The organism is Spirosoma daeguense (genome assembly GCF_054776875.1).
On sequence record NZ_BAAHBF010000009.1, the window covers coordinates 227,865 to 242,635 of the forward strand.

Consider the following 14,771-nt stretch of genomic DNA (forward strand, 5'->3'; position numbering starts at 1 on the left):
GACGTATGAACTATGAAAAAGAGCAACTTCATAGTTCATATGTCATATATCATACATATAAGCACACATGACTTTCTCTGCACTAACTGCTATTTCGCCAATCGACGGTCGCTATCGGGCACAGGTCGAGGCTCTGGCTCCGTATTTTTCTGAATATGGCCTGATTCATTATCGGGTACGTATTGAAATAGAATATTTTATTGCCCTCTGCGAATGGCCTATTCCGCAACTGGCGTCTGTCGAACCCACGCAATTTGCAGCTTTACGGACATTATACCAGAACTTCACAGAAGCTGATGCGCTACGTATCAAGGAAATCGAAAAAACGACTAATCACGATGTTAAAGCTGTTGAATATTTCATCAAAGAAAAGCTTGAAGGGTCGCCGGTAGAGTCATTTCTGGAGTTTATTCACTTTGGCCTGACGTCGCAGGATATCAACAACACTGCTACGCCACTGCTCCTCAGCGAAGCCCTTGATACCGAAATTTTGCCTGTTTATCGGCAAGTGTTTATGCGTTTGCAGGAACTGGCGCAGCAATGGGAAAACGTACCGATGCTCGCACGTACGCACGGGCAACCTGCTTCGCCAACGCGGCTTGGTAAGGAGTTGATGGTGTTTGTGGAACGTATTGAAAAGCAGCTTCACCTGCTGGATACTATTCCGACGGCTGCAAAATTTGGCGGTGCAACAGGGAACTTCAACGCCCACGTAGTAGCGTACCCAAACGAAGACTGGAAGCGTTTCGGTGATAAATTCGTGGAAAGTCTGGGTATGGTCCGTAGTCAGTTTACAACCCAGATCGAACATTACGATATGCTGGCTGCTACGTTCGATGCATTCAAACGATTGAATACCATTCTGATCGATCTGGACCGGGATATGTGGACTTACGTATCGATGAACTACTTCAAGCAGAAGCTGAAAGAAGGCGAAGTTGGTTCGTCGGCAATGCCGCATAAAGTAAACCCTATCGATTTCGAGAATTCCGAAGGAAACTTAGGTATTGCCAACGCACTATTCGAACACCTGTCGGCCAAGCTGCCCATTTCACGGCTTCAGCGCGATTTGACCGATTCGACCGTGCTACGTAGTACGGGTGTTCCGTTTGCGCACTCGCTTATTGCGCTGAAATCGTTATTGAAAGGGTTGAACAAGCTTGAATTGAACGTAGCGGTTCTCAACGCTGATCTGGAAGATAATTGGGCGGTTGTGGCCGAAGCTATTCAAACGATTCTCCGTCGTGAGGGTTATCCTAAGCCTTACGAAGCCCTGAAAGCATTGACGCGCACAAACGAAAAGATTACAGAAAAGACCATGCGCCAGTTTATCGACGAACTGAACGTATCGGATAACGTAAAAGCTGAATTAAACGCCATTACGCCGTTTACGTACACTGGAATCTAACGTAACGCGGACATCCTGTTCGCGTTACGTTAAGAATCCGAAAGCTCTGGCTTTCGGATTCTTATGTTTATAGCTGGTCAAGCTTTAGTTGCTACAACAATAACAATTCCCCGTTCAACGCGGTCGCCAGTGCTATTGAATGGCACTAATTCTGTTTCTTCCACTACGTCCTGAACCAAAAACTGTGCCCCCTGTAATAATTCGACGGCTTTGGCAGATGTGTATAACGTAAAGCCGTACTTTGTGAAGGGCAGATTTATCATAAAATCCTGATGAGCAAATGCCAGACAGAATCGCCCGCCGGGACGTAGCACTCTATAGATTTCCTGTGCAAACGATAGTGGTTGTTGCCAGAAATAGAGCGTATTAACCGTAAAGATGGCATCGAATGAGTCTGCCGCGAAGTCGAGGCTAATCCCATCGGCTATTGCAAACGTAGCATTACCGGCTACCACCGACGTAGCATTCAGGCGTTGAGCTTCCTGGATCATTGTTTCTGAAATATCGCTTCCGGTGTATTTTACGCCTGCTATTTCCACAATCGGTTTTATGTGGTTACCGTTTCCAGGGCCTATTTCCAGTACGTTTTCGTTGGGTTGAACGGCGAGCGTATCGATGGTACGTTGAATCATATTTCCGTTCGATATATTCATCCGTTCGCCGGTAGTAATTCCCATTTCGCCAGTTGGCTTTCCTAGCTGACTAGCTAAACCTTTCAAATCTTCTTCAGTCATTATATTGTCGATTTGTGAGTAAAAAGAGCCATCATAATACAAGTAGTTTCTTGATAAGAAAACCCGTTTATGATTATGCGTAACTCCGTTGTCAATATACCAGCGTTTGGCCGCCAATTCTACGATATATATGTGTATAATTCGGGAATACTTGATCCACTTTACATACAATTGTACTTAATTGTGGCATATAATTTGATAATATAAAAAAAGAGAATACTCACTATTTAGTAGGTAAAAGATTAGGTTTATTTAAATAAACAAGTAGCAACATAAGGTAGAGGATATATACATAATGTACTAACATTCGTCAGGTACAAGTTGACTTGGCATAGGCTTTGTAACCCGCATGAGCGGCTACATAGGCTATGCCTATTGTGCTTCATAAGTGTATTCCCTAATAAATCTGCCTTATGTCCACATTTACTTCGTCAGACTTCTGTCGAAGGGAGCAATCTTTTTCCCGCGCCCGAAGTCTATCGTCAAACTATACCCAAATTAGATTTACGCAACTGGTTCGCTGGGTTGCCCATAAAGGGTTGATCAGCTTGTTTTTTCTTTATAGTGCTCTTAGTCATGCTCAATCGCTTCAGTGGAGTACGTCGGCGCCGAATAAGTATGCCGGGCAGGGTGTTGTACATAAAATAGGGTCAGATGGCTCAATTTATGTTCTAACAGAAGGGCAGAACAATAGCTCTGGTTATTCTACTGGCGATATAAAAGAGTTTGGTCCGCCACTGTCAGGACCGGGCGATGGCTACAATACCATTCTCTCGAAGTATTCGCCAGATGGAAATAAGCTGCTGTGGGTCCGTATTTTCAACGGAGATAATAGTAGCTTCTCTCCACTCGATTTTGACATTGCGCCAAACGGGGAGCTGGTTTTACTCGGCTCAGCCAATGGAGGAGGGCCTGCTTCGGCATTAATTACACCATCCGGTTTTCAGACGAGTCCATCTGATGGCAACGTAGCGGTGCTGATGAAATTATCGGCCGATGGAAAAACCATCAATTACGGTACGTATCTGGGTTCAGTCAGAGGTTCAGCCAATGAACGTTCACGTTTCTGGAACCAAACGCCTTATTTTCAAAACCTGGTAATAGCGCCCGACGGAGCCATGATTCTGATGCTTCAGAACAGAACATGGTCGGGTTCATTGCCAACTACACCCAATGCTTATCAGGCTAGCCCTAAAGGTGGTAACGACGATCCTTACATGGCTATTTTCAATCAGGATGGTACGCTACGTTACGCTTCTTATTATTCAACAAGTGCTTCGGTCGATGCGCAGTACCCAACCGATTTAGTGTCGAATGAGGATGGTAGTTTCTACGTAACGTATCGGAATGGCAACGGATATATTCTGCCACTTACAGCAGGAGCAGCTTATACATCGCCTTCGTTAATCAATCAGGTTGGTTATATCGCTCAATATAATTCATCCGGTCAACTACTTCGCTCAACGGCCTTATCTGGAACAAGGCCACAGGGAGTTCGGAAACGACCAAATGGAAATGTGGTGGTGATGGGTGTTCTGACTACACCCGCAGAGTTTCAACTTCTTGGCTCGTCAGCTTATCCAGCATCGACCAACGGTCAGTTAACGTTAACGGAATTTAACCCGACACTTACCTCTGTAATTCGAAGTGTAGTGGTTAGCCCCGGAAACGTGGATGCTTCTGATATGGAAATTGACGACCAAGGGCGGATTCACATTAGTGGTAAGGCCAATGCATCCGGGGCAATTAGCCCAACGCGGGGAGCACTACACTCGTCCTTTGGCACTAACAATACGTATTATCTGGTTATCGACTGCGATTTTGATAAAGTGTTGTATGCTACGTATTTAAACACAGGCGAAAGTGGAGTCACAACTGGTGCATATGATCTCGAACTTCAAGGTTGCCGGGCCACTATTCTGGCAACGGCAGGATCGCAACGGCCTTACCCGGTTACGCCAGTTGGACTGGCAAATGACGGTACGACGCCACTGACAGGCTATAATCTGGTTGCCAATCCGTACCAAACGGGTTCTACGGTTTATCTAACCGCCTTTAACTTCCCAAAGTACGTCGAGAATACGAATACAATCTCAGCTACTATTACAACCTATTGTCAGGGGGCAGGTTTGTTTCCGATTACAGGTTCAACACCCGCCTACAGGACGCCCGCCATCAAAGGCATTGCCGATGCGAATCCAGCTCCATATACAGTTCATTATCAATGGCAAATTAGCGCATCGGCTACTGGTCCATGGGCCGATATTTCGGGCGCAACTGCCAAAGATTACACACCTTCCTCTTTAGCGGCAGGCTCTGTTTTCTTTCGGCGTAGCGTTCGGCAAGTAGCTTTCGATGCTACGTGCATACCCGGAAGCAGTTGCGATGAAGTCCATTATAGTAATGCAATCGAGTATACGGTTTCGGCTAATAGTGCTCATTCGACCAATTTATCCAGCCAGCCTTATGGCTTCTGCAAAGGTGCTACGTTACCATTGAGCGTACCGATTTTGCCCGGTACCGATGGCGATCAGGGGAGTTATACCTATGCGCTCACCTCGTTGGTAGCGGGAACAACGGTTCTTTCGGGATCGATTGCTACGTCGACAACACCAATCAATCTGCCAATAACTACCGAGGGAAATTACATGCTACGGGTTACCGATAGTCGTGGCTGCGCGAGTTATGATACGTTGAAAACGCTTTTCTTCGCCATCAAACTTCCCGCCCGAACGGTATTTACCTGTGGAAAACCAACGGTTAATTTAGGCCCCCCGGCGCTTCCACCTACGTATGCGAACGTGGCAAACAATACGTTTAGCTGGTCGCCAACAACGGGATTGGATAATCCAGGCGGAATCAATCCAACCTTGTCCATACTCCCTGCTCCCGGTGCTTCGCAGGATTTTTATCTGGATTTCAACGGTTGCCGAATCGATACGGTTACTGTAACCAACCAGAGCATTACGCCACTGCCTTCATTACCCAGCCTGACAGTTTGCCAGGGCGATACTATTCGATTGGGTCAGGGTTTATCGGCACAGGCTAACGTCGATTATCGGTGGGCACCCGGTATTGGTATCGCCGAGCCGACCAGTATTCATCCCCTGTTTACGGCAACCTATGCACCGCAAGGGGTAAACGTATTGACATTTACTATACAGGCATCGAATGGCGTATCGGGCTGTGTGCAGAGCAATACCCAACAGGTAACGGTTTTTAAAACGCCAAACAATACATTTAATCACATTCAACCGTATGTATTTTGTCCGCAGGTCGGGCCGCCATCTGCTACCAGTTTTGGTACGCCACCTGAGCCTGGGATAAACTATAGCTGGCGGGCTGTGATTACAAACGTAACCGCTACGCAGGGCGTACCAACTCCCGAACAGGCGTTGACCTACCTGAATAGTACTACGTCGTCGAACGTTATAATGCAGATGCCCGGCACATCGATTCCGAACGGTGGTCTGGCGGATGGACTCTATGACATTCTCTACATTCGGACTAGTCAGAATGCGGCCAGTGGTAGCTGTGCCCGAGCCGATACTGCCATTCTTCGGTATGCTGTAGGCTGTGGACCCGGTGGTGATTTTTGCCGATTAGATCAGAAAGGAGGTACCGATGGGCAATGCGGTGGTGCTACAACAACCATCGGACCGATTACTACGGCGGCTAATGGAATCTATACCTGGTCGCCGGTGACGGGTTTGTCGGACCCAAATACGGGCTTGCCGTTAACACCAGGTGGGCCGCATCCGGCAAAAGTGATTGCCAATCCGAGCGGCTTGGTTGCCGTAGTCTATACGCTGTCACTGTCGATGCCCGGCGTGCCTGATACGTGCCGAATTTTTGTAAAAGTCTTCCCCGCGCAGGCATCTCTTCCTGTGGCATCGTATGCATCGCCACTGGCGGCCTGTAAAGGAAGTACGGTACAGATTCAGCAGGCACCTATTCCGGGGTATACATATCAGTGGACGCCCGGAACAATGGTGAACGATTCGACGATTGCAAATCCGACAACGGTTGCTCTGACTACCAACAAAAGTCTGTTTGTGAACGTAATGGATGCGGCTACGGGCTGTTCCGTACGCGATACGGTTGATGTTGAAGTAACGCAGGTTGATAACAACGCGGGGCCAGATGGATCTTATTGTGAGCCATCGGGAGCAACTATTACGGTAGGAACAGCCGCCAAATCGGGGTATACGTATAGCTGGTCATCACCAACGTCGAGCGTTGTGTTCTCATCAACAACCAGTGCTATTACCAACGTAACAATTCCGGCTGGTACGTCGGGGCCGATTCTGTTTATTCGGAATGCCATTAATGGAAATACGGCTGCCAACTGCGCCTATGCCGATACAGTCATATTCAGGCCGTTTACCTCACCATCGCTACGTATCGCTACGCCCGGACGGTTATGTAACGGGGGAGGAGGTTCGGTGATTATTGGCCCCGTTCCTGATCCAAACCTGAATTATATATGGTCGACGGGCGAGACGACAGCACAGATCAGTGTATCGGCAACCGGAACCTATTCCGTAACGGCCGGGCAGGGCGCCTGTATTGCTACGGCATCGGTTGAGGTTCAGTTAGCAACCGAACCAACCGTCAATTTTGATAATACGCCCATTCCTGCCCCTTGTAATGGTCCTACGCTGATTGGTGTGAATAACTCGCCCGATGGTGGCTGGAGCTATAGCTGGAGTCCATTTACCGACATCATTTCGTCGGCTGGAAATCTATCAACAATCAGTGTTTACCCAAGCTTGCCAACTACGTATACGCTGACGGCTACGCACGGAACAGGTTGTGTAAAAACATTTGTTTTTCCGGTTCCAGCGGCTTCTTACGTAGCGCATTTGCCTGGTACGCTTAATTTCTGTGAAGGCGATGAGCGACCATTGGCAATGCCGTTAACTATTCCGCCTGCGGGCAGTACAGTGGTCTGGACGGGCAGCCCTGCTAACGCAACTACGTTCCTAAGCTCTACATCTGATAGTCAGCCTACGTTCAATATATCGGCAGCTCCGGCTGGAACGTATTCGTTCACCGCATCCGTAACGTATGACAATGGCTGTAATACGTGGGCACCAGTTACGGTGAAAGTGGGTAAGGCTGCCACAGCGCTGGCCGGTGAGGATAAGACAGTTTGTTTAGGAAACTGCGTTCAGATTGGTACTTCGGCTCAGGTCGGTTTCAGCTATACCTGGACTACGCTGCCCTATGATCCTGTAAAACAGGCACAAATCTCGAACCCAACATCGGCTCAGCCTACGGTTTGCCCAACATCGAATACCGTCTATAAACTCACGTATTACGATGCTTCGTCGGGCTGTACGTTCAGCGATGATCTAACCATACAGGCCACTACGTCGAACCCAACGCTGACGGTTAAAGATCTCAATGTAACCTGTCAGAACGCCAACGGTTCGGCAACGTTCGATTTAGCCAACGCAATTCTTGGCAATACCGGAGCCAGCGTTAGTTATTACGCCGATGCGGCTGCCACGATTCCGGTGAGCAATCCGGTTTCGTTGCCAACAACGTATTACATCAAGTCGGCATCTGCTGATGCGTTCTGCTCCACAGTGAAGCCTGTTAGTTTGTCGTTTACCGCTTATTCTGATTTTGTAGCTACACCAACACAACCCGTTTGTAGTACCAACGGAACCGGTACGTCGGTAAAAGGATACGTAACGTTATCGGGCTACTCAGTGGGCAGTACGTATCAGTACGTTGAAGGGACGGATTTCACTACAGGTACAAAATTTCCTGCCAGCCCGACTTTATTGACTGGCTCATCAGCGGTGATTATTACCAACCTAGATGATAATGTATTACCGAAAACGTACACCATTCGGGTATTTAACCCGGCCGATCCAACCTGTTACGCAGAAAGATTGGTTACTATGCAGCCGTCTGGTTGTTGTGTGAAACCCATTGCGGGACCAGATCAAGGTATTTGTACTCCAGCTACAACGGCTACAGTCGTGGCGGCTGGAAGCGGACAAACATGGACGACACAGGCTGGAAATCCGTCGGGTGCGACCATCACACCACAAGGACAGATTACGGGTATGATCGCCGATGGTACGTATCGGTTTATTCTGTCGACAAATGCCAGTTGTGCCGATACGCTTCAGATTGTACGTAGCACGCCTGTCAGTGTAACCATTACGCCCGGTCAGTGTAATACGGCTACGAACCAATATTCTGTAAATGGAACGGTTACGCTTACGAACGCTCAGGCAGGTCAGTTAACAATTTCGGACGGTGCAACCAGCACCGTAATTACGATTGCGAACAGTACTACCACAGTTGCCTTTAGTTTAACCGGTTTAACGTCGAATGGCGGCAGTCATACGGTAACGGCAGCACTCAGCAGTTGTGGATTAGCTACTGCTACGTATGTAGCCCCAGATGGTTGTTTCCGCCCGGTGGTTAAACTGGAAAAGCAGGTCAATAAGTCGCGCGCACAACGTGGCGATACGCTTACCTATACGCTGGTGCTGACGAATGAGGGAACTTCACCCGCCACAAACGTTGTAGTTCGTGACTCGTCGGGAATCGGGTTAACATATCTGGCTAACTCGGCCACAGTGCCAGCTTCTACTACGTTCAGTCCGGGTGTTCCAATCAGTACCTGGCTTGTGTCGTCACTGACGCCGGGGCAGAGTTTATCAATGACGTTTAGCGCGATTGCCGATAGTTCGGGAATTCTTTACAACACCGCGACGATTCCCGGCGAAACAGCCATTGCCTGTACGTCTGTGCCGATTAAGGTTTGCGCTGGTGAGCAATTCCGGTTTATTCTGACGGTTGCTCCAGGACGTAGCACATATACATGGTTAAAAGATGGAGCACCAATTCCGGGCGAAACAACCAATACGTTGTCGGTAACGGCGGTCGGTGTGTACAGCTTACTGACGGATAGCGCGCCCGGTAATTGCCCTGATTTCAGTTGCTGTCCATTTATTCTGGAAGAGGAGCCAGTTCCGTATTTCAAAGCGATGGCAGTGCCTGTTACATGTCTGGGCAATACGTCGCAGGCTAACGGAAAAATTGTGCTCTCTGATTTCGACGCAGCGCATACGTATCAATACAGCGTGGGTACTACGTTCGACTCAGCCAATCCACTATCGGGAGCGGCTAAGGCTATTCCAACTGGCGGTGTTGTAGTCGATAATCTGGTAAATCCGACAATTGCTACATTCTATACGGTACGTGTTTATAACGCAAGTGGTTGTTTTAAAGACGTAACCATAGTGCTCGATCCAACCGTTTGTGCGTGTCCAACGGATCGATGCGTGCCTTTTGTTGTTAAACAAACGAAACGGCCATCACGTATCGGCGGAAGATAAGTAAAGGGCCAGATCGATCAATGCAAACAATCACCCCAGCTTTCCTGATTGCAGGAGTTCGCTGGGGTGATTTGTTTTAACTACCGATACGCGACCCAACCGCGAAAACAAAAGCCTGTGTAAAATAGATTGACATCCGAAAAACCGGCATTATACAACATGGCTTTATCCTCTTCGGGTGACAGCAGCGGTAGTCGCTCAGCAATGGCCATACTTGCCTTCTGGGCGGCTTCTGGAGCAATACCGCTAGACGTAGCAAAACTGGCGTAGCGCGAGAGCCAGCGCGTTCGTTCGGGTTCATTTTGGGGAAAGCTCAGGTGAGCTACAACAAATGGCGCGCCCGGTTTCAACCGACGATGAACCTCAAACAGAGTACGCTGGCGTTCTTCACGAGAAAGAAAGTGAAACGTCAACAGACAGCTTGCGGCATCAAAAGGGCCTTCTGGGGCGGTATCAATGTAGCCGCGATGTAGTTGTACCTGAGCAATAAGCTGACCCAACGTAGTGCGGGCCAGTTCCAGCATTTCCGCTGATGGATCAACGCCATCAAATTGCCAGCCGGGATTTGCCTCGGCAAAAACTTTTAGCTCTAGTCCGCCCCCCGCTCCCAGAACAAGTATTTTGGCGTTGTCCGGAGCCTGTTCAGCAAGTAGAAGCATTGTCATGCGTTGTAGATCAGCAAAACCGGGTACGATTCTTGGCGGATTTTGGGCATAATTAGCCACGGCGGCTGGTTCGCTGAAAGAGTTGGCGTTGGCGTTTTGACTGTGCGAGTTTTTGTTGCTTTGGGGCAATGATTCTTCTGGCATAATTGTATCTGATTGGCCGGAATGATCTATTTCGTTATACGTAGCAAATGACAAAATCGTACTCAGGCTACGGTAGAGCCGCGAACGATCAGGCGGGTGGGGAGGATAACGGTTTCTGAAGGAGGTCGTTCTTCTTCGGCCATTAGCTGATTGATCAACAGTCGGGCGGCTTCTTTGCCCAGCTCATCGACGGGTTGCGAAATGGTCGTTAAACCGGGTTCGATCAAGGCTGAAATCGGGTCATCACTAAAACCGACAACGGCCAGATCCTGCGGTACACGTAGGCCACGGCGTTTGGCAACGCTCAATGCTTCTAAAGCCGTTGGGTCGTTTATGGTAAATAGCGCATCGGGTGGAGTAGCCAGATTCAGCAAGTGATTGACGTAAATATTAGCCTTATCCAGATTCAGATCATACGAAATAATAAGCTCTGAGTCGATAGGAATGCCGTTTTTGAGCAACGCGTCCCGATATCCGTTGAGTCGATTTCGGCTATTAGTGAGCGTATCGGGGCCTGCCAGATGGGCGATACGTCGGCGGCCAGTCTGAATGAGGTGTTCAACTGCCTGAAACGCTCCACTATAATCATCGACCGTCACTTTCGATACGTCCATGTCTTCGCAAGCACGGTTGAAGAATACGACTGGAACGCCTTTCCGTTGAAAAATCCGGAAATGATCGAAGTTGCGCGTTTCTTTTGTGTGCGAAACAATTAGACCATCCACTCGGCTGGCTAACAGAGCTTTAGCATTCGATACTTCTGTTTCATAGGATTCGTTCGAGTGACAAATCACTACGTTGTAGCCCGAACGCGCCAGTTCTTCCTGCGCCCCAATTATTACCCGAGGAAAAAAATAGCTGATGAATTCGGGTACCATAATTCCTACGGTACTTGTGCGGTTGGTTAGTAGCGAAATGGCCAGTTGGTTGCGCTGGTAATCTAGTTGCTCGGCCAATTCCAACACCCGCTGACGGGTCTTTTCGTTTACGTTCGGATGGTCGGTTAAAGCACGGGAAACCGTCGATTTTGAGATACCCAATTGACGGGCAATATCAATGATTGTGGTCAGGTGGCGTTGCACGTTGTTGTATTTTTCTAATTTATTGCGATTAGGTATACCGAATAGGCTAAACAAGTACTTCGTTTTTGGGAATGTTCCCAAAAAATATTGGGAACATTCCCAAAAAAATAATCAAATTATTCCTTGACAAAAGCCAGTTTGTTGGGCAAATTCAAGTAATTCTGAAAAAACAGCTATTTGAAACGGTTTTCTTATCGATTTGAATGATTTAACTGCTTCTTTCAGGTGATTCACGTACCTATCGAAAATTTTAATTATTCCTAGAATCTCTTATCATGGAAAAACGAATACGTTTCCTGGTTTGTCTACTGCTAACAACCCTGACGATGGTATCGGGCGCATGGGCGCAGAACCGTACAGTGAGTGGGCGCGTAACGGGTCCCGATGGGGCCGAATTACCGGGCGTTAGTGTCATTCTGAAAAATACGCAACGCGGTACTACTACGTCGGCCGATGGTCGTTATTCATTGCCTAACCTGCCTGCTGACGCGGTGTTGACATTCTCTTATATTGGCTACATATCGCAGGACGTAACGCTTGGTAATCGATCTACACTTGACGTAACACTGCAATCGGACGACCGTTCGCTGAACGAGGTGGTTGTGGTTGGTTATGGTACACAACGGAAAGTGGAAACGACAGGCGCAATCGCTTCGGTTAAATCGTCTGAATTGGTACAGACGCCAGTTGCCAACGTAGCGCAGGGTTTACAGGCGCGTGTGTCGGGTGTACAGGTGAGCCAAAATACAGGTGCTCCTGGCGGCAATATCAGTGTTCGGATTCGCGGAACAAACTCGATTAATGGTAATTCAGAACCACTCTACGTAGTGGATGGTATCCAGATCTCGAACGGTTCGAACAACGCCAGTGAAATCAACAACGTTAGCCCACTGTCGACGATCAACCCGAACGATATTGAGTCGGTCGAAATCTTGAAAGATGCCTCGGCTTCAGCTATTTATGGTTCTCGTGCTGCTAATGGCGTTGTACTGATTACAACCAAGCGTGGTAAAACGGGCGCAACACGTGTTACGTTGGATAGCTACTACGGTGTTCAGAACGTTAATAAAAAACTCGATCTGCTTAATGCCTCCGAATTTGCGCAGGTAGAAAACGAGACCTTCAAAAATAATTACTACGCGAATCCATCGTCGCTTGGCGAAGGCACCGACTGGCAGAATATTATTTTCCGTCAGGCAGCTATTCAAAGCCATCAGCTTTCGATCAATGGTGGTTCTGAGAAAACGCAGATGGCGCTTTCGGCCAACTATTTCAATCAGGATGGGATTATTATCAACTCGAACTTCAAACGCTATTCGTTTCGCCTGAATATCGATCACCGCATTAGCGACCGCGTAAAAGTTGGTACCAGTATTTTAGGCAGTTATGCGATCAACTCGGGTGTTACAACAGGTAACCAGTCTATTGGTGATGCTGGCGTCGTGACCCAAACTGTACTGGGTGCTGCGGTTGGTGCACCTCCTACTTTGCAGCCTTATCGTCCAGATGGCTCTATTTTTCCATTTGGTGAGCAGGCCAACGGACAATATCGCGAGGTAATAAACCCGCTGAACTACACCGCTATTCTGAATCAGAATAACATTCGCCGGACGCTGGCAAACTTCTATGCCGATTTCAACATTGTGAAAGGGCTGACGTACCGGGCTTCGTTCAACGTCGATATGCAGAATACGCTTCGTGATACGTATTCGCCCCGCTCGATTGTGAACCGATCAGATTTGAACGACAATTCGGGCACTGCGTCAAAATTCAATAGCAGCAATATTTCGCTGTTACACGAAAGTATTCTGACCTATAGCACTTCGTTCGCGAAAGATCACACGTTGAAATTCACGGGTGTGTATGCTACGCAGTCAGAGAATTACAACCAGAATCAGATTAATGCGACGGGTTTCCCGAACGACGCTACGCAGAACGAAGCCTTGCAACTGGCACTCAACAGAACCGTTAATAGCTTCCGCTCAACCCAACGGCTCGACTCCTATCTGGGACGTATCAACTACGGTTATAAAGATCGGTACTTCCTTGATCTGACAGCACGTATCGATGGTTCGAGCCGTTTTGGGGCCAACCACAAATATGGTCTATTCCCGGCTGTATCGGCGGGATGGCGGATTATTGAAGAGCCGTTTATGAAATCGGTTAGCTGGGTTTCTGACCTGAAATTACGCGCCAGCTACGGTATCACGGGTAATGCGGCCGGTATTGATCCATATCAATCATTGGCAACGGTTTCGGCTTCGGGCAGCGATTACAACATTAACCACGCTTACGTAACAGGTATCAACCCATCGGGTATTGCCAACCCGGATTTGCGCTGGGAACGTTCGGCACAAACCAACATCGGTTTAGATTTTGGCATCCTGAACAACCGCATCAGCTTCATTGTGGATGCGTATCAAAAAACGACCAGAGACCTGCTCTACGTAAAAACGCTGCCATTAAGCTCGGGTTACAGCACCATCACGGGTAACTTTGCTGCGCTCGAAAACAAAGGGCTTGAATTGGCGGCTAATGCACGGATTCTGGACGGTGCGCTGAAATGGAACGTATCGGCCAACGCTACGTTCAACCGCAACAAAGTACTGGATCTGGATGGTGGCACCACGCAGGAGCGTTTCGTAACAACCTATACCGTTCTGAAAGTTGGCAGTCCGCTTGGTTTGTTCAAAACCTACGTGTTCGACGGTGTGAACCAAACGGGCGAAACTGTTTTGCCAGGCTATGGTGGTGCGCTGGGTAGCCAGAAAGTAAAAGACCTGAACGGCGATGGTACGATTACGGCCGCTGACCAGATTATTACAGGCAATCCAAATCCGAATTTTATTTACGGTTTCTCAACCAATCTGTCGTTCAAAGGATTCGATTTCAGCGCGTTCCTTTCGGGTTCGCAGGGGAACGATATTTACAACGCCAGCCGACTTTCGTTTTCTCAGCCATTGGGACAACGTAACATGCTGCAAGGTGTTGTCAATCGTTGGACACCAACTAATCCAAGCAATGAGTACCCAGCTCCGGCACAGGGTAGTCGTATGCCGATCAGCAACTACGTAGTGGAAGACGGTTCGTACCTGCGTTGCCGGAACGTAACGCTGGGTTATACATTGCCACGTATCAAAGGCATCCAGAACATTCGGGTGTATGTGAGCGCCAACAACCTGTTTACGATCACGAAATACAGCGGCTTCGATCCTGAAGTGAACACCTACGCTGGTTCGAATACGCAGATTGGTATCGATAACCTTGTTTACCCACAAGCTAAGTCGTTCCTGGGCGGCTTGCAGATAACTCTTTAAAAAGGTGAAAGAGCGAAAGAGTGAAAGAGTGAAAAAGCGAAAAACTCGCCAATC

6 protein-coding genes are annotated in these 14,771 nt (G+C 48.3%); 3 read left to right on the forward strand and 3 right to left on the reverse strand.

The features are described from left to right. The first annotated feature begins 67 nt into the window (after positions 1 to 67). Positions 68 to 1,408 (forward strand): adenylosuccinate lyase, encoded by a 1,341-nt coding sequence (gene purB / locus ACYVD4_RS26965; protein ID WP_460950975.1) that lies wholly within the window; start codon positions 68 to 70, stop codon positions 1,406 to 1,408. A 77-nt stretch (positions 1,409 to 1,485) separates the two neighbouring features. On the opposite strand, the gene ACYVD4_RS26970 is transcribed toward purB, so the two are convergent. Further along, positions 1,486 to 2,142 carry a class I SAM-dependent methyltransferase gene (locus ACYVD4_RS26970; RefSeq protein WP_460950976.1) on the reverse strand — a complete coding sequence of 219 codons (657 nt, stop codon included), beginning with the start codon at positions 2,140 to 2,142 and terminating at the stop codon, positions 1,486 to 1,488. Between the two features lie 413 nt (positions 2,143 to 2,555). Between ACYVD4_RS26970 and ACYVD4_RS26975 the strand changes: the two genes are divergently transcribed. Next, entirely contained in the window at positions 2,556 to 9,509 is a 6,954-nt protein-coding gene (locus ACYVD4_RS26975) for a hypothetical protein (protein ID WP_460950978.1), read from the forward strand. A gap of 80 nt (positions 9,510 to 9,589) precedes the next feature. On the opposite strand, the gene ACYVD4_RS26980 is transcribed toward ACYVD4_RS26975, so the two are convergent. Then, complete coding sequence (locus tag ACYVD4_RS26980) at positions 9,590 to 10,318, reverse strand: class I SAM-dependent methyltransferase (RefSeq protein WP_460950979.1); 729 nt, start codon at positions 10,316 to 10,318, stop codon at positions 9,590 to 9,592. Between the two features lie 62 nt (positions 10,319 to 10,380). Beyond that, positions 10,381 to 11,400: a LacI family DNA-binding transcriptional regulator gene (locus ACYVD4_RS26985; protein ID WP_460950981.1), complete on the reverse strand. Its 1,020-nt coding sequence runs from the start codon at positions 11,398 to 11,400 to the stop codon at positions 10,381 to 10,383. A 275-nt stretch (positions 11,401 to 11,675) separates the two neighbouring features. Between ACYVD4_RS26985 and ACYVD4_RS26990 the strand changes: the two genes are divergently transcribed. Continuing rightward, positions 11,676 to 14,717, forward strand: a complete 3,042-nt coding sequence (locus ACYVD4_RS26990; RefSeq protein ID WP_460950982.1) for a SusC/RagA family TonB-linked outer membrane protein — start codon at positions 11,676 to 11,678, stop codon at positions 14,715 to 14,717. The last annotated feature ends 54 nt before the right edge of the window (positions 14,718 to 14,771 follow it).